This window comes from Pseudidiomarina salinarum, from assembly GCF_000753715.1.
GTDB lineage: Bacteria > Pseudomonadota > Gammaproteobacteria > Enterobacterales > Alteromonadaceae > Pseudidiomarina > Pseudidiomarina salinarum.
This window is the reverse complement of the sequence record NZ_JPER01000001.1, coordinates 551,248-572,987: the sequence shown is the minus strand read 5'-3', so window position 1 is coordinate 572,987 and position 21,740 is coordinate 551,248. Positions and strand designations below refer to the sequence as shown.

Here is a 21,740-nt window from a genome sequence, read left to right as displayed (position 1 = left end):
GAAAAATCTGCGGTGGCTTTTGATTTATTCGTCCTGCGACAGTTAAATTACAGCTTACCTGAGTGCTTAGACAGATAGTCTGCAACACCCTTGCTGTCGGCTTTCATGCCTTCATCGCCTTCTTTCCAGCCAGCCGGACACACTTCGCCGTGTTCCTGGTGGAAGTTCAGGGCGTCAACCAGGCGCAGCATTTCATCAATGTTACGGCCTAATGGCAGATCGTTAACGATCTGGTGGCGCACAACGCCTTCTTCGTCAATCAGGAACGATGCGCGGAACGCAACGCCTGCTTCAGGATGCTCAACGTCATAGGCTTTACAGATGTTGTGCTTAACATCAGCTACCAGCGGGTATTTTACCTCGCCGATACCGCCGTTTTCAGTAGCGGTATTACGCCATGCGTTATGGCTGAACTGCGAGTCAATTGAAACGCCGATAACTTTTACGCCACGCTTTTTAAATTCTTCCAGGCGATGATCAAATGCAATCAACTCCGACGGACAAACAAAGGTAAAATCAAGCGGGTAAAAGAATACCACGGCTTTGCCACCTTTGATTTCGTTATGCAGATTGAAATCATCAACGATTTCCCCGCTTCCCAGTACGGCTGACGCTGTGAAGTTAGGCGCCTTACGGCCAACTAATACACCCATGATCGGTCTCCATTTTCTGTTGGTTCAATGAATAAAAAAATTACTCTGCTTCCGGTGCCGGATGGCGTGCTGCAGTTTCGCTAATCAGCTGTTGCAGTTCACCCTTCTGGAACATCTCAATAATAATGTCGCAGCCGCCAATTAACTCGCCCTCAATCCAAAGCTGAGGAAAGGTCGGCCAGTCGGCATAATTCGGTAATTCCGCCCGGATGTCAGGGTTCTGCAGAATATCAACGTAAGCAAACGGCTGCCCACAACTCATTAATGCCTGAGAGGCCTGCGAGGAAAAACCGCAGCTTGGCAGTTTCGGCGAGCCTTTCATATAAAGCAGGATCGGATTCTCTTCAATCTGCTGTTTAATTTTTTCCACAGTTTCCATGACCACCTCATGTTGATATTGCTAACGATCGACCCCTAGTTTACCACAGAGATCACGCCGTGGCAGCACGGCAGAAACGGACAAAATCGGTTATACTACCCTTGAATTAATTTTATATGCCTCAATTTAGGTATATAGGGACAGCACATTACGAATTCAACAGAAACCGAATTCGTATCCGTGACTTTTATCTGAATGACGTACTAAAAAAAGGAGAAAATCACATGGCATTCGAACTACCGGATCTACCCTATGCAAAAAATGCCCTTGAGCCGCATATTTCAGCAGAAACGCTCGAGTATCATTATGGCAAGCACCATCAGGCCTATGTGAATAAACTGAATGATGCCGTCAAAGGAACTGACCAGGAAAGCGATTCTCTGGAAGAAATCATCAAGAATTCAAAAGGTGGCGTTTTCAATAACGCTGCACAAGTGTGGAACCACACCTTTTTCTGGCACTGCATGAGCCCGAATGGCGGTGGCAAGCCTTCCGGTGCAGTAGCCGATGCGATTAATGCGAAGTTTGGTTCTTTTGATAAATTCAAAGAAGAATTCAGCAACAAAGCAGTCGCTAACTTTGGCTCTGGCTGGACCTGGCTGGTGAAAAAATCAGACGGTTCTGTCGATATCGTGAATACCAGCAACGCGGAAACTCCGCTGACTGACGATAACCTGACGCCGTTACTGACGGTTGATGTATGGGAACATGCTTATTACATTGACTACCGTAATGCCCGTCCAAAATATCTGGACGCATTCTGGAACCTTGTAAACTGGGATTTCGTTGCGAAAAACCTGGCTTAAAACACAACCGCGTTATGATCAAAAAAGGTCGGCTTACATGCCGACCTTTTTTATGGATTAATTTCCCGCCACTTCATTCAATCAGATTAGCCGGAATATCCGGTCGCATATCAGACCAGATCTTGCCTGAACGGTAACCGTACTCCCGTACCAGCAAAGCCGCATCATCCTTACGACCTTCAGCCGCCATATTACGCAAGTCAGCGTAGTATTTACGCGCCAGCGCGCGGGCCTCGGGATTGGAGAAATAGAAGTTACCAATTCTTGAATACAGCCCCTTAAAGCCGTTCAGCACCAGCACATAGATGGGGTTCTGTGAAGCAAACGCCAAATCATGGTTCAGGTGGTAATCATACTTGGTAAAGGCTTCGGCAGTATCTTCCAGTTGTTCGGCTTCGGTCAGTAGTTCCACCACCCGGTCGGCATTATAACGCACGGCCGATCTGATATAGATCGCGCTGATATTAGTGCGCGCAGACAACAGCTGATCGACCAGTTGCGGCATGCCTTCTTCATCTAACCGGGCGAGGGTTTCGAGAATATTGAGTCCGGAGGTTTCCCAGAAATTATTGACCCGCGTTGGCTTACCATGCTGAATAGTCAGCCAGCCATCACGGGCAAGGCGCTGCAATACCTCACGCAAAGTCGTACGCGTAACCCCGATAAGCTCAGACAATTCGCGCTCCGCCGGCAAAATAGTGCCAGGGGCGAAATGCCCGGTCCAGATTGACTTAACAATATATTCTTCGGCAAAGCCGGCCGGACTCTGGGCTTTGATGATCATAAAATGGTCTGTGTTTTGGATAATCTGTACCTGTTGAGGTTATATTCAGGGCTAATTACAACTGATTTTACCAGTGTTTATAATGGTCGGACAAGTTTTGTTAATCGCCGTTCCTCGCGGCTATCGACAAGCTTCCCGGGCTCAGGTAAGGTTTTGCGCATCCGTTAACAATAATAACTGAGATAAACCCGATGCTTTCCTCAATCGCCGCTCTTCCTCACCGCCGAAGCGCCTGGGCTGTGCTGGCTGCCAGCGCATTTATACTGGTCGCCGTTGCCCTTTATTTTCAGTACCAGATGGATCTGGAACCCTGCGTTAAGTGTATTTATCAGCGCGTGGCGGTACTGGCCATCGGGCTGGTCGCTCTGGTACCGCTGATTGCCCCGACGTCAGTCATAGCGCGGCTGATCGGTTTTGCCGGCTGGTTGGTTGCTGCTGGCTGGGGTTATCTGATTGCGGCCGAGCACAGCGCCATGCAACAAGCCGCTAATGCCTTTTTCTCAGTGTGCGACTCAGTACCTGCCTTTCCTGGTTTTATGCCGTTGCACGAGTGGTTTCCTGGATTATTCGCGGCCCGCGGTTTATGCGGAGACATTAACTGGGAGTTTATCGGCCTGAGTATGCCGGAGTGGATGCAGATTATCTTTGCGAGCTACTTTGTCGCTGCGATTCTGGTATTGCTCTGCCGGTTGCTTCGGGTGCGTAAACCCTAACAGTCGTGCAGCGGCCAGCTGACAATACAGTCTTCAAGCTCAGTGAGCAGCTGGTCTTCACTGGTTACCCGGCCCGCGGCACTGATACCGGCGGCGATCATAGCGCTTTGATCGCCGTTGTTCAGTAACGGGTGCCAGCTTGCCAGCCCCCGCCCGTCAGCCAGTCGGCGATAAGCGCAGGAAGGCGGCATATAATCGAGCACCTCGAGGTTTTCAGGCGTGATCACCACACAATCAGGAACATAGTTTTTACGATCAGCATAGTGCCGGCAACGCGCCGTTTGGGTATCCAGTAAATGGCAGGACACATGAGTAAAGTGAACCTCATCGGTACTGTCATCTTCATCAATTAGCTTATGCAGGCAACATTTACCGCAACCATCACAGAGCGATTCCCACTCTTCCGTGGTCATTTCTGTCAGCTTTTTACGCTCCCAGAACGGTGCTTCAGTCATCCAGCACAACCTTAGCGGTCCAGTGCCAGCTATTCGCACCCTGCGCCAGCCTCAGTTGCAACTGATCATCAACCTGCAATGGCCCGACCCCGGCCGGGGTACCGGTCAGCACCACATCACCAGGTAACAGGGTAAACTGCTGACTGATATCTGCCAGCAAGGCGCCAACACTATAAAGCATGTCGCCGCTGTTGCCCCGCTGCCGAACCTCACCGTTAATACTCAGCTGCAATTCCAGTGGTTGCTGTGGATCAATTCCAGCGGCTGGCAGCCAGTCGGACAACGCACAGGAACCATCAAAAGCTTTGGCCCGCTCCCACGGCTGACCGGCTGCCTTTAGCCGGTCCTGAACGTCGCGCAAAGTAAGATCCAACGCCAGCCCGTAGTGTGAAATACTTCGCATCGCGTCTTCCTGCGTAGCCCGGCGCAGCCGCGTACCTATACGAACCGCAAGCTCGAGTTCGTGATGACAAGCGCCATGCCCGTCCGGGATCCGTACTTCGGGCAACCAGGTTACCGCCGTGGCAGGCTTCATGAACAACAAGGGCTGCGCGGGCAGCGGGTTATTCAGCTCGGCGGCATGGGCAGCGTAATTCCGGCCCACACAGACGATTTTACCCGGTAGTACCGGCAGCCTTCCTGGCGATACCAGTGTCGACATCAGCGGGGAAACCGGATCCGATCAGACAAATAACCGACCGCAGCAACAAAGTAATGCGAGCGGTTCCAGCGCATCAGCGCGTCATAGTTCGAATAAGCCAGATAGACGCGGCCTTCGCGGTCATCAGGAATCACCACTGATGCAACCAAATCCGTGCGCTGTGGTAAAGCACTGCCATCCATCCGACGCACGCCCAGTTGCTGCCATTCAGATAATGGTTTTTTGATCTTCAGCGATGCCATCTCAGTGTCGAAATCATCCGGTAAAGTGACTTGTCGTCCCCAGGTGACGTCGTCCTGCCAACCGACCGACTTCAGGTAATTAGCCGCCGAGGCAAATACATCACCCATCGAATTCCAGATATCTTTGCGACCATCACCGTCATAATCGACCGCGTACTCCATAAATGAGCTAGGCATAAACTGAGTCTGCCCCATAGCGCCAGCCCATGATCCTTTCATTTGCTCTATATCGATATGCCCTTCCTGCACAATCGTCAGCGCATGCCATAATTCTTTTTTAAAGAATGCTTCGCGCCGACCTTCATACGACATGGTCGTGAGGGCTGAAATGACGTCAAAGCCGCCGGTGAATGAACCAAAATTGGTTTCTATTCCCCACAGCGCAACAATAAACCGCGGCTGCACACCATACTCGGCGCCGATTTTTTCCAGCAGCTCGCGATGCTTGGCATGCTGCTCGACGGCCTTGTCGGCTTTCCATTCAGGTACGGCGCGCGGCAGATAGGTATCCAGGGTCAGTTTAAATTCTGGCTGGTTTTTATCTGCGGTAACCGACTGCTTATAAAATTTCACGCCGGCAAAGGCTTTATCTAAGGTTTCATCGGTATAGCCCGCCGCACGCGCTTCCGCTTTGATTGCCTGCACATAGGCAGCGAAATCTTTGCCTTCTTCGGCCTGGGCCGGCGCAACAGCCAAGATCACAGCAGCAACGATAGCTCCACTCAATAACTTCTTCATAATGCGGACTCCCGGTTCAGTAGGCTTTCAATTTTAGGCGGTAATTGCAGGTAAAACCCCGATTCATCCAGGTGCTGCCTGAGTTCGTCGACGCTAAGCCGGGCTAGTTTGCGCTCGGCAGTCAGTGCGATAGTCATTACGTGCACCGGCTCGCCAAAACTTTTCCGCAATGCGTCCGGTACTAAAGAAAAATCTGCGGGATGAGATAAATACAGATAGGTGTCAGCTCGTTTCGGGCTGCGATAAATTGCACACAACATGATCAGGTTTCTCGCTTAATCAGTGCCTCAAGTTCTGTTCTAAGCTTATCCCCCCGCCAGCTCACAAACAAGTCAGGTGGCGGTAAATAGGCCTTTGCCGCAGCAGGAACTTGTACACACCAGTGGATCACGTCGTTAATTTGCCGGCGCGAGGCGATCAGACTGGCCGGCACCTCCAGTTCCACGGCTAGTTCCTGTACCCGCTGTTTGATGGCATTAAAGGTAAGCTTGTAGTCCGGCAGATCCGTCAGTCGGGTCAGGGGTTCAGGCAACTCTGTGGTTTGCTGGCCCCGTTTAATTGCTGCCAGCAATTCGTCGCCGGCGTAACGTACCGTCACTGGCGATAAATCAGTAATACCGCGCAGCTCCTGCGCACTGGCTGGCGTCCGGCGGGCAAGTTCGAGCATGGTATGGTCCTTGGCCACAAACCCCAGCGGGATATCCGCAGCCCGCGCCCGTTGCTGGCGCCAGATCAGTAGCTCGCGTAGTACCGCCAGTTGTGCCGCATTGCACTGCCAGGCATTACCAAAGTACAGATACAGATAGTCATCCGGAATAGTCACCGCGCGTTTACGTACCTGTTCAGCGCTTTCAGCCAGCACCAGGTGCGTCTTACCAGCAGCATCCAGCTCTGCCAGCAGCTTCGGATAAATGTCGTACAAATACTGCACATCGGCCGCCGCGTAATCGAGCTGCTCCGCTGCCAGTGGTCGCTGCATCCAGTCGGTTCGTGATTGCGATTTGTCTATAACCACACCGGTAAATTCATTCACCAGCGCCGCATAGCCAAGCGCATCACCGTAACCCGCAAAAGCAGCGCCGATTTGGGTATCAAAAATACCTTCCGGAATCTGCCCCATATGCTGAGTGAGAATTTCATAATCCTCCCCGCCGGCATGGATTACCACGGTAAGATCCGGATCCTTCAGCAGCTCCCACATGGGTTGCAAGGCATCAGGGAAATGCTCAGCACTAAGCGCTACCGGATCAACCAGTACCACATCTGCGCCCGCGCGCAGTTGCACCAGACCCAACCGGGCATAATAGGTCCGGGTACGGACAAACTCGGTATCCACAGCAAGATAAGAAGCCTGACGAGCGCGCTGGCAAAACGCCTGCAATTCAGCAGGCGTGGTAATTAAAGTGTAGGATGGCATGCGTTATTTCGACTTAGCCTCTTCTTCATCACGCAGGGTGCGGCGCAATATTTTGCCAACATTGGTTTTTGGTAACTCGTCGCGGAATTCAACAAACTTAGGCACTTTATAGCCAGTCAGACCTTCTTTGGCGAATTCAATAACTTCGCGCTCAGTCAGTGACTTATCTTTACGCACCACAAATACTTTAACCGCTTCGCCTGACGAATCATGGGGGACACCGATAGCTGCGATTTCAAGGACTTTCGGATGATCAGAAATCACATCTTCAATTTCGTTCGGATAAACGTTAAAGCCCGATACCAGAATCATATCTTTCTTACGATCAACGATTTTAAAGAAACCATTTTCGTTCATCAGACCGATATCGCCGGTCATAAACCAGCCATCTGTCATCACTTTTGCTGTTTCGTCCGGCCGGTTCAGGTAACCCACCATAACCTGCGGGCCACGCACCTGCAGCTCGCCTGACTCGCCCTGAGCGACCAGTTTGCCGGTATCCACATCGACCACCCGCACCTCAGTGGAGGGTAAAGGCACACCAATAGTCCCGTTATAGTGTTCAATATCCGTCGGGTTGACCGTCACCACCGGTGCGCATTCGGTAAGGCCATAGCCTTCCAGCAACCGGGATTTTGTTACCCGCTCCCACTGCTCTGCAACCGAACGCTGTACCGCCATACCGCCGCCAAGGGCGATTTTAAGGCTGGAAAAATCGAGATCCTTAAAGCCTTCGGTGTTCAGCAAGCCGTTAAACAAGGTATTCACACCGGAAATCATTGAGAACGGATACTTATCGAGTTCTTTAATAAAAGCTGGCATGTCGCGGGGGTTGGTAATAAGTACGTTGCGCCCACCGTGCTTCATGAACGTCAGGCAGTTCGAGGTCAGCGCAAAAATATGATAGAGCGGTAGCGCGGTAATGATGGTTTCTTCACCGTCATTAACCAGCGGTGCGATAAAGGCAGACACCTGCTCCAGGTTTGCCACCATATTCCGGTGCGACAGCATCGCGCCTTTGGCAAGACCGGTGGTGCCACCGGTGTACTGTAAAAACGCCAGATCATCGCCGGTTACCTTCGGGCGCTGATAGTCGGCTTTAGCGCCGGCACTTAACACCTGACGGAAGTTGACGGTATGCTTCAGTGAATAGGACGGCACCATACGTTTTACGTACTTCACCACCGCATTCACCAGCCAGCGCTTGGGCGTCGGCAGTAAATCACCGATACTAGTCAGTATCACTTTGTTCAGCGCCAGTTCGTCAATAACCTTTTCCAGGGTATGGGCAAAATTATCCAGAATCACGATCATCTTCGCGCCGGCATCACTCAACTGGTGCTTTAACTCCCGCGCCGTATACAGCGGATTGACGTTAACCACTGTCATGCCCGCCCGCAAGATACCAAACAGCGCGACCGGATATTGCAGCAGATTTGGCATCATGATGGCTACCGCATCACCTTTTTTGAGCCCGTTTTGTTGCAGGTACGCAGCAAAGTCGCGACTGGCTTTATCCAGTTCCCTGAACGACATTTCATGGTCCATATTGACGTAGGCAATACGGTCGCCATAGGCCTCGATACTTTGTTCAAAAATATCTACCAGTGAATCAAAATGATCCGGATCTATGGTTTCCGGAACCCCCGCCGGATAGCTTTTTAGCCAGATTTTTTCCACGCTCGTCGTGCTCCTGAACTGAAGTCTGTTTATAATTATCCGGCAATCATCGCATATCCGACCAGTTAATCCTAGCCGTTCTGACGGTCAATCATCTGACCGAATAAGTCGATAATCGCAGCAGGATTTTGCATGTGTACATGATGGCCACCGGTCAGGGTATGAACCTGCAGCTGCGGTACCAGCGGCGCCCACAAATCCAGCGCTTGTTGCACACGCTGGTGGCCTTCACTGCCAATCACCAGCTCAAAGGGACAGTTTATTTTGGCTAGTACATCGCCGATTTGCCCGGCCGTCATCCGAATCGCCGAGGCCACCCGTAGCTGACCGTCAGCGCGAAACCGGTAGTCATCTGACGCCAGCTGCTCAATTCCCCGGTCAACCAGTAAGGCTGCAATTTCCGCGGAAAAGTCTCCGGCCTGCTGCCGGGCAGTGACCGCCTGCGTGAGGCTGCGGTAATGAGGGCGCTCTTTTTGTTGTTGCACCCACCGGCTTTTAAAGCCTTTGCGAATATCGCTGGAGGTTTCAGACTCCGGCGTAGCCAGTAAACCAAAAGCCTCAATACTCAGCAGGCTGGCAACCCGATCAGGGTCAATACCGGCCAGCATATTGGCGGCAAAGGCTCCCATCGAATGCGCAATAATGTCGATCTGCTGCCAGCCCTGTAATTCACAGAGTTGCCAGATATCGTAAACATAATCGACAAAGGGATAATAATTACCCGGCGGCCGGTGATCTGACCAACCGTGTCCCGCCCAATCCAGTGCTATCAGGCGGTGAGACTGGCTTAAGGGCGATTGCAGAAACGCGTCGGCCACAGGGACAAAGCTATGTGCGTTATCCAGCCAGCCATGTAGTGCCAGTATAGGTTTGCCCGCCACCGGCCCCCAACTGAGACCCCGCACCGTGCCCCAGTTTAATTCAAAAGCAACAGGCCCGGCCAAATGCCGGGCCTGTTGCCAGTCAGAGGTTTCAGTCATGATGAATTAGTTCTCATTCCCTTGCTTGTCTGAAGCACCTGAGCGTGGCCGCGCTGGTCGCACCGGTACCGGATAGTAAATACGGTAAGGCGGGGCAAAATAGTGATGGCGGTACCACAGTGAGCTGTAATCAACCTGGGTATCCATCTCTTTGCGTTCCTTCCACAGGAATTTGCCGGTTACATCCAGTACCGGGAACAAATAGCGATACTCGTCAATTTTGCCTTCTTCCGGTTGCTGTATCGTACCGGTAAAGGTCACGCTGCGGCCTTCTTTGTAGACCATAGGATCAACGAAGCCGTCCAGCCTGGCGCGGAAGCGGCCATTGCTTTCGCCGCTGACAATCGGACGACCCCAGTTGGTCAGTTCAAAATTAACCACTTCGATAATGGTACCGTCGTCGGTATTGCGTACCGAGGCAATCAGGCCGCCCCAGCGAGCTGTTTTCCCTACTGCTTGCTCTGGTTGCTGCAGAGCACTCGCATAGCTCACTAAGGTTTTATTTTCAGCGACAGCCAGCTCATCGGGAACTGCCGAGCAGGCGCTTAACGCTAAAATAGCCAAACTCATAACCCAAAACTTCATGTTGTACTCCTGTCACTTAGGTTCGTTATCTTTGATACCCTACCATCCGGGAAAGTTCCTTCTGCGGCCTGAATCAGCGGCCCGGCAGTTTTTTCCACGCCACTTCGTTACGCACATACAAGGGTTCCAGTCCGGCCGCAGCCACTGGCTGCAGTCCTTGTTGTTCCATGGCCAGCGCTAAGGTCAACATATCCTCTGCCAGGGGTAATGTCACATCACTAAGAATCCCGACATTGCCCTGCGGGTCAAGCTCACTGCCATAGGCCTGCCAGCCGGTACCGGCCCCGGCTATTTGCCCCTGCGGCCACCAGCTGTTAGCGGCCAGCGGCGTCAGCGGTGCCATCTGTGGTGGTTGCACAGCAACGGCCAGCCCGTTGTCGTTACGAAAACTAGCCAGGTACACTTCATTCATTCTGGCATCTATAGCACTGACAATAGTCTCTGCCTGATGCTTGCGAATTGCCTGTTGCGCCAATGCCGCCAGCGTGTTCACCGGATAAACCGGCAGTTGCTGACTAAATGCCAGCCCCTGAGCCACAGACACGCCAATGCGAACGCCGGTAAAGCTCCCAGGCCCATGTCCGCACACTAAGGCAGTGACATCAGCAAGTCGCAGTTCTAACTCGTCAAGAACGTCGGTAATTAATCCCAGAATCCGCTGGGCATGCTCGCGTGGGGTAACCACCGCCCGGCTTGCCCGCCGCTCACCAGCGATAATGGCCACTGAACACTGTTCAGTTGAGGTATCCAGCGCCAGTACTACACTTTCTTTCATACCCTGCTCTCTTCTGTCACTAATTTTTCTGCCGCACTTTCTATTGAATTATGCTGATCCAGGTCACGTAAAAACTGCAATGCCAGTGGCACACTGCGGGTGCGCGGCATTGCCGGCAGGCTGCTCAGAAAGAGCCCGCCATAGCCCTTACTCACCAGACGCTGATCGCAGATAAAAAGTACGCCTTTATCCTGCGCGTCACGGATTAACCTGCCCGCCCCTTGTTTGAGGGTAATGACTGCCTGGGGCAATTGTACCTGAGCAAAAGCATCAACTCCACGCAGCTTACAGTCCTCCACCCGTGCCTGTAATAACGGATCGTCGGGCGAGGCGAAAGGCAATTTATCGATAATCACACAGCGCAACGCGTCGCCCCGCACATCAACGCCCTCCCAGAACGACGAGGTACCCAGCAATACCCCATTGCCGGCGGCGATAAATTCGTTGAGTAGCTCACGCTTACTGGTGGTGCCCTGCACAAACAATGGTCGGTCAATTACTGCCGACAGGGTAACCGCAATCGACTGCAGCATCCGATGGCTGGTGAAAAGCACGAAGGTGCCGCCGTTACGGTTCGCGTCAAGCACCTGAGTGATAAGGTCCAGTAAGGCATCCTGCATGGATCGTTCGTGCGGCTGCGGCAGATAACGCGGCATACATAAAAGTGCCTGGCCGGCAAAATCGAACGGGCTTGGCAATGATAGCGTAGCGGCCTGCTCCAGCCCCAACTGCCCGGTAAAATGGCTGAAGTCATCGCCCACGGCCAGCGTCGCCGATGTGAAGATCCAGCTCATATTGCTTTCGCGCAGATAGCCGCCAAATTTATCTGCTACCCGCAATGGTGTCTGATGCAGCGTGACCTGACGCACCGTGGTTTCAAACCAGAAACTGAAGCCGGTACGATCCGTCGCCTGTAGTTGCTGCCATTTTGACACCCCCTGCACACAGCGATCGTAGGCCTGATCCAGATCCTGGTGCCGGCCCAGGCTGCTCTTTATCACTTCCTGCAAAAATTCAAGTTGTTCTGTTACTTGCGCGGCCGCGTCCTGAACCTTTGGCTGCTGTGAATACTGCCGCCAGTTCCCCTTCTGGGCATCGGCGGGGAACACCAGACGCCAGTCGCGTAGCCCGGCCAGTAACTTGTCTGCCGCTTTATCAAGCTGCTTAAGATCTTTCAGCTCGGTGAGGTATAAAACCTTAAGTTCGTGCGCCAGCTCCTGCAACTGCCGGCTTGAGACAGACTCGCCGAAATACTGACTGGCAATATCCGGTAGCTGATGGGCCTCATCAAAGATCACTGCCGCGGCTTCGGGGATAAGTTCGCCGAAGCCGACATCCTTAAGCACCATATCGGCAAAAAATAAATGATGGTTAACAACCACCAGATCGGCTTCCAGAGCGCGTTTTCGCGCTTTGACCACATAGCAGTCTTCATAATCCGGGCAATCGCGACCCAGACAGTTATCCGCGGTACTGGTCACCTGTGGTAAAACTTCGGCGTCTTCCTGTAACAGGCTCAGACTACCAATATCACCATCGTCCGTACGTTGCGCCCAGCGACGGACATCAACCAGCTGTGACTGCACCGTCTTATTCAGTTCGCCGCTATGGGCAGTGGCTTGCTTCATCCGGTGCAGGCACAGGTAATTACTGCGTCCCTTCAGCAAGGCGACGACTTTTTTCGGCGCGATGGCATCGCGCAGCGCCGGCAGATCCCGGTGGAACAGCTGCTCCTGCAAGTTCTTCGTGCCGGTCGAGATAATGGCTTTACCGTCATTCATCAGTACCGGCACCAGGTAGGCATAGGTTTTGCCGGTACCTGTCTCAGCTTCCACCACCAGTTGTTGTTTGCCATCTAAGGCGCGCGCTACCGCAGCCGCCATTTCTGTCTGCGCCGCACGCGGGGCAAAACCGGGGAGCGTTTTCGCTAATTTGCTGTCAGGAAGAAATAATTCGCTTATTGCCTGCATCAGTGGAAATTCCTGGCGCCGGGAGCCTGGTTAAAGATATCCGCATCCTATCATTATTCGCCGGAAAGGCGGAGTCTGATCAACAGCGTCCTGTATTTGTGAATCGCCCGGCGACGTAAAAAGCACCTCTTCGAAATGTATACAACTTGCGTACAAGAAATAATAAAAGCCAGACAAATCGTGCAAAAACAGGCTTGAATCAATCCTGAAATTCTATACAATTAGCGCCAACAGAAACAGTAAACCTATTACTACGGAGCATACAATGCGCACTTTCAGCTGGCACCATCATCATATGACCCACAGTTAGCCCTCAGCTGCGCGCTTAAGGCTGACTCATATTGAGGTAGCCTTCGCTCATTAAGACCCCCGCAAGGCATACCTTCCGGGGGTTTTTTATTAGGAGATTTTCATGGTTGTCGATAAAAGTTCTTCCCGCCTGACGATAGCAATTCAGAAGTCAGGCCGGCTCAGTAAAGAATCCATCGGGCTGTTGCAGGCCTGCGGCTTTAAGTTCAGCCTGCACGAAGCCCGCCTGCTGGCGCACAGTAGCAACCAACCTGTTGATTTATTGCGGGTGCGCGATGACGATATCCCCGGGCTCATTATGGATGGCGTGGTGGATCTTGGTCTGGTGGGTGAGAATGTGCTTGAAGAAGCACGGCTGGAGCGGGTTGCAACCAACCTACCCAGTGAGTTTGAGCGCCTGCGCGCACTGGACTTTGGCCAATGCCGGCTATCCATCGCGGTACCCAAGGAAGACGATTACAACGGTATTGCTGATTTAAATAGTAAGCGCATCGCGACCACCTATCCCTACCTGCTGCAAAGCTACCTACAACGTCAGGGCGTGAAAGCCAGCAACGCTGTACTAACCGGCAGTGTCGAAGTGGCGCCGCGAGCGGGCCTGGCCGATGCCGTCTGCGATCTGGTATCGACCGGGGCCACCCTTGAAGCCAATGGCCTAGTTGAAAAAGATATCATTTTCCGCTCCCAGGCTCAGCTTATTCAGCGCCCGGAGCCATTGTCAGCCGTTAAGCAGGCCATCGTTGACCAGCTGTTGCCACGCATTGACGGCGTGCAGATGGCGCGGGAAAGTAAGTACATCATGCTGCACGCGCCAGTCAGCGCGCTCGACAAAGTTGCTGACCTGCTGCCCGGCGCCGAACGTCCGACTATTTTGCCACTCAGCCACACCGATAAACTGGTGGCAGTACACATGGTCAGCACCGAAACCTTATTCTGGGAAACCATGGAAGAACTGAAAGCTATTGGCTGCAGCTCGATTCTGGTACTGCCCATTGAAAAGATGATGGGATAAATCAGCATGCGTATCCTCAACTGGCAATCCCTGAATGCTGCTGAGCAGCAGCGTATTCTCGACCGTCCGGCGCAGGCACGCCCGGAAGTTCTGCAGCAGCAGGTCGCTGAGATTATTGCCGCTGTCCGCAGCGAAGGCGATGCAGCAGTACTGCGGTACACCCGTCGTTTTGACTGCGAAACACTGGATAGCCTCGCCTATCCGGTAGAGAAAATTGACCAGCAGGCGGCAAAACTTGCTGCTAAAACCCGGGCGGCCATTGACCTTGCCTTTAGTACGATTACCCGCTTTCACAAGCCGCAACGGCCACAGCAGCTGACGGTGGAGACAGCTCCGGGCGTGATCTGCAGTCAGCGCTTTCACCCGCTTGATGCAGTTGGCCTGTATGTTCCGGGTGGCTCCGCTGTGCTGCCGTCGACCGCCATGATGTTAGGCATTCCGGCGCAGCTGGCAGGCTGTGCCCGACGGGTACTGGTTAGTCCACCCGACGCCAATGGCGATCTGTCCCCGGCCTTGATGTATGTGGCGCAAAAGTGCGGTATCACTGAGGTGTATCGCTGCGGTGGCGCCCAGGCCATTGCCGCACTCGCCTATGGCACCGAAACCATCGCGCCTGTGGTAAAAATCTTTGGCCCCGGCAATAGCTACGTCACTGCCGCCAAACAACAGGTTTCACAGGATGCATCCGGCGCTGCCATTGATATGCCCGCCGGGCCTTCCGAACTACTGGTTATCGCTGACGACACCGCGAACCCCGCTTATGTTGCCGCGGATTTACTCTCGCAGGCAGAACATGGTGCCGATTCTCAGGTAATTTTACTGAGTCCCTCTGCGGATCTGCTTAAGGCAACCGCCCAGGCTATCGAGCAGCAACTCACCGATCTGCCACGCGCCGACGTGGCCCGTCAGGCATTGCAGACCAGTTCGCTGGTTCAGGTCAACTCCATTGCCGAAGCGGTGGTTATTAGTCAGCGCTACGCGCCGGAGCACTTATCATTACAGCTGGACGATACGGAACGCTGGCTGGATCAGCTGACTAACGCAGGCTCGGTGTTTGTCGGACATTACACGCCGGAAAGCGGCGGTGATTATGCCACCGGCACCAATCACGTATTGCCAACTTATGGCTTTGCCCGCAACTACTCCAGTCTGGGTTTGCTCGATTTCTACCGTCGCTACACGGTACAACAGGCTAGCCGCGAAGGCCTGGCAGGCCTGGCTGACGCTATTGTTGAGCTGGCGCAGACAGAGGGTCTTGATGCCCACGCCCGTGCGGTCAGCATTCGTCTGCAGCAACAGCAAGGAGAACCGTCATGAGTATCGCTGATCGTCTGCAGCGCCAGCACTTGCGCGATCTCACACCCTACGCCTCCGCCCGCCGCAGCATGAGTGGTGGCGCGGTATGGCTGAATGCCAACGAAGCGCCGCTGACGCCGTCACAACCACCGGATGGCGCTCAGGCTAACCGCTACCCGGCGTTTCAGAGCAGCACACTTAATCAGGCTTACGCCAGCTATGCCGGTGTTAGCGAAGAGCAATTACTCAGTTGCCGCGGCAGTGACGAAGCGATTGATCTCTTGATCCGCACCTTCTGCGAACCGGGCCAGGATCGGGTCATGATCTGCCCGCCGACTTATGGCATGTACGCCATCAGCGCCCAGACCCATGGCGCCGGGGTAACCGAAGTGCCATTAATAGCCCGGGGCCGCAATTTACAATTAGACTTAGCAGCCATCTATAGCCAGCTCGATCAGGTCAAACTGATTTTTATCTGTAGCCCGTCGAATCCGCTAGGCAACGAGTTGGCCACGGATGACTTAGAAAATTTACTTGAGCAGGTCGGCGAGCGGGCCCTGGTGGTGGTCGATCAGGCCTATATTGAGTTCGCCGCAACCGGCCAGCCAGACAAGTTAAATCAACTGACCGGCTGGCTGGCCCGCTATCCGCAACTGGTTATCCTGCGCACCCTGTCCAAGGCTTTTGGCCTGGCGGCGATTCGCTGCGGCTTCGCACTGGCTGGCCGCGATATTATTCAGTGCCTGCGTAAAGTTATTGCGCCCTATCCGTTACCGCAGTCGACCCTTGACTACGCAACCGGGGCGCTGCAACCGGAAGCCATTAGTGCTATGCATGCTATGCTGACAACTGTCACCGAGCAGCGGCAACGACTGCTGACAGCCCTGACCCACCGCCAGTGGGTTAAGCGCATCTGGCCCAGCACCACCAATTTCGTGCTGCTGAGTGTGACCGATGCTGCCGCACTGGTGGCCAGCTGCGCTGAGCAAGGCGTGCTTATCCGCAATCAGTCACAACAGCTAAATCTGAGTAACAGCGTTCGCATCAGCATTGGCAGCAGCCAGGAAATGGATCAATTATTGGAGGCCTTACCCGCATGAATGGCCAGCAAAACGCACAAAATATTCTGTTTATCGACCGCGACGGAACCCTGGTGGTTGAACCGCCGGTTGATAAACAACTCGACAGCATTTCCAAACTGCAGTTCGAGCCCGGTGTTATCCCTGCTTTACTGGCGTTTCAGGCGGCGGGCTATCAGCTGGTTATGGTTTCTAATCAGGACGGGTTGGGAACCGACAGTTTCCCCCAGGCCGACTTTGATGCACCCCATAACCTGATGATGGATATTTTCAGTTCACAGGGTATTCGCTTTGCTGAGGTGCTGATTTGTCCGCACTTCCCGCAGGATGCATGTAGCTGCCGCAAGCCTTCACTGGGGCTGGTGCGCGATTATCTGCAGCAAGGCCGGATTAACTTTGCCAATTCGTATGTGATTGGCGATCGTGATACCGATATCCAACTGGCGGAGAATTTGGGGATCCGCGGCATCAAGTATGACCCGCAGACCAATAACTGGAATAACATCCAGCATCAGCTCCTGAATCGGCCCCGACAGGCTAGCGTGACCCGCACCACCCGCGAAACCGATATCCGGGTTAACCTGGATCTGGACGCGACCCGGCCGGTAGCCATCAACACCGGGATCGGTTTCTTCGATCACATGCTCGAGCAGATCGCCACCCATGCCGGATTTTCACTGGATCTGCAGGTTCAGGGTGACCTCCACATTGACGAACACCACACCGTTGAAGATACCGCGCTGGCCCTTGGCCAGGCGCTGCGACAGGCGCTTGGCGACAAGCGCGGCATCGGCCGTTTTGGTTTTGCGCTGCCGATGGACGAATGCCGGGCCGAATGTCTGATCGATCTGTCCGGCCGGCCTTACCTGCAGTTTGATGCCAGCTTCAGCCGGGACAAAGTCGGTGAACTCTCTACCGAAATGGTCGGTCATTTTTTCCGCTCGATCAGTGATGCCATGGCGGTATCCCTGCACCTGAGCACCACTGCAGGCAACAGTCACCATCAGGTTGAGAGTCTGTTCAAGGTATTTGGCCGGGCGCTGCGTCAGGCCATCACGCGCACTACAGACGGCGCGCTGCCTTCAAGTAAGGGTATGCTGGCATGAACCTGGTGATCATCGACACGGCTTGTGCCAACCTCACTTCGGTCCGTTTTGCCATTGAACGACTGGGCGTAATACCCGAGGTGACGGCCGATGCCGCCCGTATTCAGCAAGCCGACCGCGTTATCCTGCCCGGCGTTGGCACCGCGCGGGCGGCCATGCGTAATTTGCAGCAACTGGAACTGGTGCCGGTCATCCGTGAACTGCAGCAGCCGGTATTGGGCATTTGCCTGGGCATGCAGCTGCTGACCGACTGGAGTGCCGAGGGCGACGTTGATTGCCTGGGGGTAATACCAGCCCGCACCGAGCGCCTGCAGGCCGCTGGGCTGCCGTTGCCCCATATGGGCTGGAACACCCTGCAGGACACTACGAACAACCCCCTGACGCGCGGGCTCGGGCTCGATCCCTGGTGTTACTTTGTGCATAGTTTTGCCGTGGCCCCTGATCGCTATACCATCGCCCGGACTAACTACGGCGCGACCTTTGCGGCCATGATCAGAAACCGTAATTTCTTCGGCGCTCAGTTTCACCCTGAACGGTCAGGCGCAACCGGCAGCCGGATTTTAAAGAATTTTCTGGAGATAACCGATGCTGATACCAGCACTTGATCTGATTGACGGCAACGTCATCCGCTTACAACAAGGCGATTTCGCCCGGCAGACGACCTATGCTGACAGCCCGCTACCACTGGTTGAAGCCTACCAGCAGGCCGGCGCAACCTGGTTACACCTGGTTGACCTTGATGGTGCCCGTGATCCGGCTAAACGCCAGTTGCAATTAATCGAACAGATTACCGCCAGTACGTCCATGGCGGTGCAAATTGGTGGCGGCATTCGCAGCCGCGATGATCTTGAGCAGCTGTTTGACCATGGTGTGCAGCGCGTGGTCATCGGCTCGCTGGCAGTGCGCGAACCGCAGTTGGTACAAGCCTGGCTGCAGGAGTTCGGTAGCGACGCCATCGTGTTGGCGCTGGATGTGAACATCGCTGACGATGGCCAGGCGTACGTTGCCACTCACGGCTGGCTGGAAACCTCAGATCAGACCCTGGAAGCCCTGATTGAGAACTACCTGGCTTTTGGCCTGCGCCACGTATTGTGCACCGATATCAGCCGGGATGGCATGCTCAGCGGTGCCAATATTGGCCTCTATAAGCAACTCAAAACCCGTTATCCACAACTGGTCCTGCAGGCATCCGGCGGCATCGCCACCCTTGATGACCTGCGGCAGTTGCAGGCAATTAACTGTGATGCGGCTATTCTTGGCAAGTCGCTGCTCACTGGCGCCTTTACCTTAGAGGAGGCACTGCAATGCTGGCCCGACGCATAATTCCTTGTCTGGACGTTCGTGACGGCGAAGTGGTTAAAGGCGTGCAGTTTCGTAATCATGAAATTATCGGCGCGATTGAGCCGCTGGCTGAACGCTATGCCGCTGCCGGCGCTGACGAACTGGTATTTTACGATATTACGGCTTCGGCGGACGCGCGGGTGGTTGATAAATCCTGGGTAGAACGGGTGGCCCGCCTGATTGATATCCCCTTCACCGTTGCCGGTGGGATCAGTTCGGTAGCACAGGCACAGGAGATTCTGGCTATGGGCGCCGATAAGATCTCCATTAACTCACCTGCCCTGAGGGATCCGGATCTCATCAATACCCTGGTTGATGAATTTGGCCAGCAATGCATCGTGATTGGTATCGACAGCTTTTTTGATACCGATACCGAAACCTATCAGGTTTATCAGTTTACCGGCGACGAGAGCCGGACCAGCAAGACCCGCTGGCAGACCCGCGAGTGGTTGCAGGAAGTGATCAGCCGCGGTGCTGGCGAGATCGTCTTAAACTGTATGAATCAGGACGGGGTACGGCAAGGCTATGATATTGCCCAGTTGCAGGCACTGCGGAAAATTTGTCCGGTGCCGCTGATCGCATCTGGCGGCGCCGGCGCTCTGAACCACTTCCGGGACGTATTTCAGCAGGCTGAGGTAGACGGTGCTTTAGCTGCATCGGTTTTTCATAAGCAGCTGATCAGCATTGCTGATCTGAAAAGCCATCTGACCCATGCCGGCATCCTGGTGCGCCCGGTATAATAAATCCCGTAAAGGAACGACTATGCAAATAACTGAAGCGACAACCGATGCACTTGATTTCGGAAAAATGGACGGCCTGCTGCCGGCCATTGTCCAGCATGTGCTGACTGGCGAGATTCTGATGCAGGGGTTTATGAACGCAGCCGCCATTAAAGCCACCCTGCAAACTGAAAAAGTGACGTTTTTTAGCCGTAGTAAAGACCGGTTATGGACCAAAGGCGAAGCGTCCGGTAATTATCTGGAGCTGGTAAGCGCCCATACCGATTGTGACAGAGACAGCATTCTGATCATGGCCCTGCCGGCCGGGCCAACCTGTCATCTGGGCAGTCGCAGCTGTTTCAGTGATGACGAGCATCTGGCTACCCCGGTACTACAAGGCCTTGCTGATACCATTCACAGCCGCCGGCAACAGGGTGACGAGGGCAGCAGCTACACCGCTCAGTTACTGCAGGCCGGCATCAAAAGGGCCGCGCAGAAAGTTGGTGAAGAAGGGGTGGAGGTTGCCCTGGCAGCGGCTGCTGGAGATGACCAGGAACTGCTGAATGAAAGCGCAGATCTGCTTTATCACTTGCTGGTGGTACTGGAGAGCCGGGATCTTAGCCTCGCTCAGGTACTCAAAGTGCTCCTTCAGCGGCGTCAGGCTTAGGCTTGTCCGGATGCTGCTGCCGGTAACGCCGGCTAACGACCACCAGCCGCCAGGTAAGCAGTACCGCAGCCACACTCAGGCCCAGGATAAAACCGACCCACATGCCGGCGGCACCCATCGCCGGCACTATCCAGTCCGTCAGCGACAGGATAATTCCCACGCTCAGGCCTAACGGCCAGTAGGATACGAAGGTGATTCCCATAACCACCTTGGTATCTTTATAGCCACGCAGGGTGCCTATTGCGATAGCCTGAAACGTATCTGAAATAGTAAAAACTGCTGCCAGCCCCATCAGGGTAGCCGCCAGCTGAATAACCGCCTGATCGTCGGTATAAAGACTGGCCAGCCAGGCGCCGGCCAGATACATGATCAGACCGTTTACCGCCGCAAAGGTCATGCCATAGAGCGTCGCCAGCTTATGACTGAGCATAGCGTTTTGTTGGTTCCCCGACCCTAAGGCGAATCCCACTCGCAGCGTCACCGCCATCGACAGGCTCAGCGGCACCATATACACCAGCGAGGAAATATTCAGCGCGATTTGGTGGCTGGCCACCATAGTAGCGCCCAGCGGCGCTATAACCAGAGCCGCCGCGGCAAACAAGCTCACTTCAAAAAACATCGCGGTGGCGATGGGGAAACCGAGCCGGATCACATACCAGGTGTCATCCCAGTTTGGCGGATGCCACTGGCTGAACAGCGCAATATGTTTAAAGCGCTTCGCCATCAGCACATAACCCATCAGACCAAAGGCCATCACCCAGAGTACCAGCGCTGTCGCGATCCCGCAGCCGGCGCCGCCAAAGGCCGGGATGTCGCCCATACCATAAATAAACACATAGTTTGCCGGTATATTAACCAGCAGGCCAATCACACCGATGACCAGCGACGGCATGGTATGCGACAACCCCTCACAGAAGTTACGCAACACCATATAAAGCACAAAAGCGGGAATACCAAAGGACAAATAGAACAGGTAATCGAGGGTAATGGTGCGCAAATCATCGGCGACGTCCATGGCGCCCAGCACATAGGGTGCGCACAGAATAACAGCCAGACACAGAAGCCCGCCTAAGATCGAAGCATAAAGCCCCTGCTGCACCATATTCGCCATGCGCGACTGTTTGCCGGCACCATCAAAGTGCGAAATGATCGGTGCCAGCGCCAGTGCTAAACCAAAAATCAGCAAAGTTGAAGGGATCCAGATACTAGCCCCCACCGATACCGCCGCCAGGTGCACCGCGCCGACCTGCCCGGCCATCACGGTGTCGGCTACACTCATTAACATATGCGTCAGTTGTGCGATAAGGATAGGGCCAGTCAGCTTGGCAAGCTTAATCGACTCCGGCCACCAGTTAGCCCAGGCATGCATCAGT

24 protein-coding genes are annotated in these 21,740 nt (G+C 54.1%); 10 read left to right on the top strand and 14 right to left on the bottom strand.

All coding sequences use genetic code 11. The features are described 5' to 3' along the window. Positions 1-47 precede the first annotated feature (47 nt). A complete protein-coding gene (locus tag IDSA_RS02695; protein WP_034773998.1) occupies positions 48-653 on the bottom strand; it encodes a peroxiredoxin in 606 nt (201 codons plus the stop codon). Between the two features lie 40 nt (positions 654-693). Next, entirely contained in the window at positions 694-1,032 is a 339-nt protein-coding gene (locus IDSA_RS02690; protein ID WP_034773997.1) for a Grx4 family monothiol glutaredoxin, read from the bottom strand. Positions 1,033-1,256: 224 nt separating this feature from the next. Here IDSA_RS02690 and sodB point away from each other — a divergent pair, with 224 nt between their 5' ends. Further along, positions 1,257-1,838, top strand: a complete 582-nt coding sequence (sodB, locus tag IDSA_RS02685; protein ID WP_034773996.1) for a superoxide dismutase [Fe] — start codon at positions 1,257-1,259, stop codon at positions 1,836-1,838. A 73-nt stretch (positions 1,839-1,911) separates the two neighbouring features. Here the strand turns inward: sodB and fadR are convergent, their stop codons facing one another. Then, the gene (gene fadR, locus IDSA_RS02680) at positions 1,912-2,622 is read right to left on the bottom strand and encodes a fatty acid metabolism transcriptional regulator FadR (protein ID WP_034773994.1); all 711 of its coding nucleotides are present in this window, start codon (positions 2,620-2,622) and stop codon (positions 1,912-1,914) included. Between the two features lie 191 nt (positions 2,623-2,813). Here fadR and dsbB point away from each other — a divergent pair, with 191 nt between their 5' ends. Next, positions 2,814-3,335, top strand: coding sequence for a disulfide bond formation protein DsbB (gene dsbB, locus IDSA_RS02675; protein WP_034773992.1), 522 nt, complete (start codon positions 2,814-2,816; stop codon positions 3,333-3,335). On the opposite strand, the gene IDSA_RS02670 is transcribed toward dsbB, so the two are convergent. The 10 genes from IDSA_RS02670 to IDSA_RS02625 all read right to left on the bottom strand — a co-directional run bounded on the left by IDSA_RS02670 (position 3,332) and on the right by IDSA_RS02625 (position 12,838). Further along, on the bottom strand, positions 3,332-3,790 hold the full coding sequence (locus IDSA_RS02670; RefSeq protein WP_034773991.1) for a YcgN family cysteine cluster protein: 459 nt from the start codon (positions 3,788-3,790) through the stop codon (positions 3,332-3,334). The genes dsbB and IDSA_RS02670 overlap by 4 nt on opposite strands. Beyond that, positions 3,783-4,451 carry a fumarylacetoacetate hydrolase family protein gene (locus IDSA_RS02665; protein ID WP_034773990.1) on the bottom strand — a complete coding sequence of 223 codons (669 nt, stop codon included), beginning with the start codon at positions 4,449-4,451 and terminating at the stop codon, positions 3,783-3,785. Before IDSA_RS02665 ends, IDSA_RS02670 begins: the two co-directional genes overlap by 8 nt. Beyond that, positions 4,451-5,431, bottom strand: coding sequence for a lytic murein transglycosylase (locus tag IDSA_RS02660; RefSeq protein WP_034773989.1), 981 nt, complete (start codon positions 5,429-5,431; stop codon positions 4,451-4,453). Before IDSA_RS02660 ends, IDSA_RS02665 begins: the two co-directional genes overlap by 1 nt. Continuing rightward, positions 5,428-5,691 (bottom strand): YcgL domain-containing protein, encoded by a 264-nt coding sequence (locus IDSA_RS02655; protein WP_034773988.1) that lies wholly within the window; start codon positions 5,689-5,691, stop codon positions 5,428-5,430. The genes IDSA_RS02660 and IDSA_RS02655 overlap by 4 nt, the downstream gene beginning before the upstream one ends. A gap of 2 nt (positions 5,692-5,693) precedes the next feature. Then, positions 5,694-6,848, bottom strand: a complete 1,155-nt coding sequence (rnd, locus tag IDSA_RS02650; protein ID WP_034773987.1) for a ribonuclease D — start codon at positions 6,846-6,848, stop codon at positions 5,694-5,696. Positions 6,849-6,851: 3 nt separating this feature from the next. After that, the gene (fadD, locus tag IDSA_RS02645) at positions 6,852-8,528 is read right to left on the bottom strand and encodes a long-chain-fatty-acid--CoA ligase FadD (protein ID WP_034773985.1); all 1,677 of its coding nucleotides are present in this window, start codon (positions 8,526-8,528) and stop codon (positions 6,852-6,854) included. Positions 8,529-8,599: 71 nt separating this feature from the next. Next, positions 8,600-9,508 (bottom strand): alpha/beta fold hydrolase, encoded by a 909-nt coding sequence (locus IDSA_RS02640; RefSeq protein WP_034773983.1) that lies wholly within the window; start codon positions 9,506-9,508, stop codon positions 8,600-8,602. A 6-nt stretch (positions 9,509-9,514) separates the two neighbouring features. Further along, the gene (locus IDSA_RS02635; protein ID WP_034773982.1) at positions 9,515-10,093 is read right to left on the bottom strand and encodes a Slp family lipoprotein; all 579 of its coding nucleotides are present in this window, start codon (positions 10,091-10,093) and stop codon (positions 9,515-9,517) included. Between the two features lie 73 nt (positions 10,094-10,166). Continuing rightward, positions 10,167-10,868 carry a tRNA (adenosine(37)-N6)-threonylcarbamoyltransferase complex dimerization subunit type 1 TsaB gene (gene tsaB, locus IDSA_RS02630; protein ID WP_034773980.1) on the bottom strand — a complete coding sequence of 234 codons (702 nt, stop codon included), beginning with the start codon at positions 10,866-10,868 and terminating at the stop codon, positions 10,167-10,169. Beyond that, positions 10,865-12,838 carry an ATP-dependent DNA helicase gene (locus tag IDSA_RS02625; protein ID WP_034773977.1) on the bottom strand — a complete coding sequence of 658 codons (1,974 nt, stop codon included), beginning with the start codon at positions 12,836-12,838 and terminating at the stop codon, positions 10,865-10,867. Before IDSA_RS02625 ends, tsaB begins: the two co-directional genes overlap by 4 nt. Positions 12,839-13,250: 412 nt before the next feature. Between IDSA_RS02625 and hisG the strand changes: the two genes are divergently transcribed. From hisG to hisIE, 8 genes are read left to right on the top strand one after another with little or no spacing between them, the layout of a single operon-like run. Then, positions 13,251-14,159 (top strand): ATP phosphoribosyltransferase, encoded by a 909-nt coding sequence (hisG, locus tag IDSA_RS02620; protein ID WP_034773975.1) that lies wholly within the window; start codon positions 13,251-13,253, stop codon positions 14,157-14,159. A 6-nt stretch (positions 14,160-14,165) separates the two neighbouring features. Beyond that, positions 14,166-15,476 (top strand): histidinol dehydrogenase, encoded by a 1,311-nt coding sequence (gene hisD, locus IDSA_RS02615; protein WP_034773974.1) that lies wholly within the window; start codon positions 14,166-14,168, stop codon positions 15,474-15,476. Then, positions 15,473-16,555: a histidinol-phosphate transaminase gene (gene hisC, locus IDSA_RS02610; protein WP_034773972.1), complete on the top strand. Its 1,083-nt coding sequence runs from the start codon at positions 15,473-15,475 to the stop codon at positions 16,553-16,555. The genes hisD and hisC overlap by 4 nt, the downstream gene beginning before the upstream one ends. Beyond that, the gene (gene hisB, locus IDSA_RS02605) at positions 16,552-17,640 is read left to right on the top strand and encodes a bifunctional histidinol-phosphatase/imidazoleglycerol-phosphate dehydratase HisB (RefSeq protein ID WP_034773971.1); all 1,089 of its coding nucleotides are present in this window, start codon (positions 16,552-16,554) and stop codon (positions 17,638-17,640) included. Before hisC ends, hisB begins: the two co-directional genes overlap by 4 nt. Continuing rightward, positions 17,637-18,245 carry an imidazole glycerol phosphate synthase subunit HisH gene (gene hisH, locus IDSA_RS02600; RefSeq protein WP_034773969.1) on the top strand — a complete coding sequence of 203 codons (609 nt, stop codon included), beginning with the start codon at positions 17,637-17,639 and terminating at the stop codon, positions 18,243-18,245. Before hisB ends, hisH begins: the two co-directional genes overlap by 4 nt. After that, entirely contained in the window at positions 18,226-18,963 is a 738-nt protein-coding gene (hisA, locus tag IDSA_RS02595) for a 1-(5-phosphoribosyl)-5-[(5-phosphoribosylamino)methylideneamino]imidazole-4-carboxamide isomerase (protein WP_034773968.1), read from the top strand. The genes hisH and hisA overlap by 20 nt, the downstream gene beginning before the upstream one ends. Further along, the gene (gene hisF, locus IDSA_RS02590; protein WP_034773967.1) at positions 18,945-19,721 is read left to right on the top strand and encodes an imidazole glycerol phosphate synthase subunit HisF; all 777 of its coding nucleotides are present in this window, start codon (positions 18,945-18,947) and stop codon (positions 19,719-19,721) included. Before hisA ends, hisF begins: the two co-directional genes overlap by 19 nt. Before the next feature lie 22 nt (positions 19,722-19,743). Next, positions 19,744-20,367, top strand: coding sequence for a bifunctional phosphoribosyl-AMP cyclohydrolase/phosphoribosyl-ATP diphosphatase HisIE (gene hisIE, locus IDSA_RS02585; protein WP_034773966.1), 624 nt, complete (start codon positions 19,744-19,746; stop codon positions 20,365-20,367). Here hisIE and IDSA_RS02580 read toward each other — a convergent pair. Then, on the bottom strand, positions 20,336-21,736 hold the full coding sequence (locus IDSA_RS02580; RefSeq protein ID WP_051986018.1) for an MATE family efflux transporter: 1,401 nt from the start codon (positions 21,734-21,736) through the stop codon (positions 20,336-20,338). The two genes, hisIE and IDSA_RS02580, sit on opposite strands and share 32 nt — an antisense overlap. Positions 21,737-21,740: the final 4 nt, after the last annotated feature.

Bases quoted from the DNA above. Each gene is read 5' to 3' on its own strand.
- IDSA_RS02625 (WP_034773977.1), bottom strand. From the start codon at position 12,838: ATGCAGGCAATAAGCGAATTATTTCTTCCTGACAGCAAATTAGCGAAA.
- rnd (WP_034773987.1), bottom strand. From the start codon at position 6,848: ATGCCATCCTACACTTTAATTACCACGCCTGCTGAATTGCAGGCGTTT.
- IDSA_RS02635 (WP_034773982.1), bottom strand. From the start codon at position 10,093: ATGAAGTTTTGGGTTATGAGTTTGGCTATTTTAGCGTTAAGCGCCTGC.
- IDSA_RS02640 (WP_034773983.1), bottom strand. From the start codon at position 9,508: ATGACTGAAACCTCTGACTGGCAACAGGCCCGGCATTTGGCCGGGCCT.
- hisC (WP_034773972.1), top strand. From the start codon at position 15,473: ATGAGTATCGCTGATCGTCTGCAGCGCCAGCACTTGCGCGATCTCACA.
- IDSA_RS02670 (WP_034773991.1), bottom strand. From the start codon at position 3,790: ATGACTGAAGCACCGTTCTGGGAGCGTAAAAAGCTGACAGAAATGACC.
- hisIE (WP_034773966.1), top strand. From the start codon at position 19,744: ATGCAAATAACTGAAGCGACAACCGATGCACTTGATTTCGGAAAAATG.
- IDSA_RS02655 (WP_034773988.1), bottom strand. From the start codon at position 5,691: ATGTTGTGTGCAATTTATCGCAGCCCGAAACGAGCTGACACCTATCTG.
- IDSA_RS02695 (WP_034773998.1), bottom strand. From the start codon at position 653: ATGGGTGTATTAGTTGGCCGTAAGGCGCCTAACTTCACAGCGTCAGCC.
- IDSA_RS02660 (WP_034773989.1), bottom strand. From the start codon at position 5,431: ATGAAGAAGTTATTGAGTGGAGCTATCGTTGCTGCTGTGATCTTGGCT.
- fadR (WP_034773994.1), bottom strand. From the start codon at position 2,622: ATGATCATCAAAGCCCAGAGTCCGGCCGGCTTTGCCGAAGAATATATT.
- sodB (WP_034773996.1), top strand. From the start codon at position 1,257: ATGGCATTCGAACTACCGGATCTACCCTATGCAAAAAATGCCCTTGAG.
- IDSA_RS02690 (WP_034773997.1), bottom strand. From the start codon at position 1,032: ATGGAAACTGTGGAAAAAATTAAACAGCAGATTGAAGAGAATCCGATC.
- hisB (WP_034773971.1), top strand. From the start codon at position 16,552: ATGAATGGCCAGCAAAACGCACAAAATATTCTGTTTATCGACCGCGAC.
- tsaB (WP_034773980.1), bottom strand. From the start codon at position 10,868: ATGAAAGAAAGTGTAGTACTGGCGCTGGATACCTCAACTGAACAGTGT.
- hisH (WP_034773969.1), top strand. From the start codon at position 17,637: ATGAACCTGGTGATCATCGACACGGCTTGTGCCAACCTCACTTCGGTC.
- hisA (WP_034773968.1), top strand. From the start codon at position 18,226: ATGCTGATACCAGCACTTGATCTGATTGACGGCAACGTCATCCGCTTA.
- dsbB (WP_034773992.1), top strand. From the start codon at position 2,814: ATGCTTTCCTCAATCGCCGCTCTTCCTCACCGCCGAAGCGCCTGGGCT.
- IDSA_RS02580 (WP_051986018.1), bottom strand. From the start codon at position 21,736: ATGCATGCCTGGGCTAACTGGTGGCCGGAGTCGATTAAGCTTGCCAAG.
- hisG (WP_034773975.1), top strand. From the start codon at position 13,251: ATGGTTGTCGATAAAAGTTCTTCCCGCCTGACGATAGCAATTCAGAAG.
- hisD (WP_034773974.1), top strand. From the start codon at position 14,166: ATGCGTATCCTCAACTGGCAATCCCTGAATGCTGCTGAGCAGCAGCGT.
- hisF (WP_034773967.1), top strand. From the start codon at position 18,945: ATGCTGGCCCGACGCATAATTCCTTGTCTGGACGTTCGTGACGGCGAA.
- IDSA_RS02665 (WP_034773990.1), bottom strand. From the start codon at position 4,451: ATGTCGACACTGGTATCGCCAGGAAGGCTGCCGGTACTACCGGGTAAA.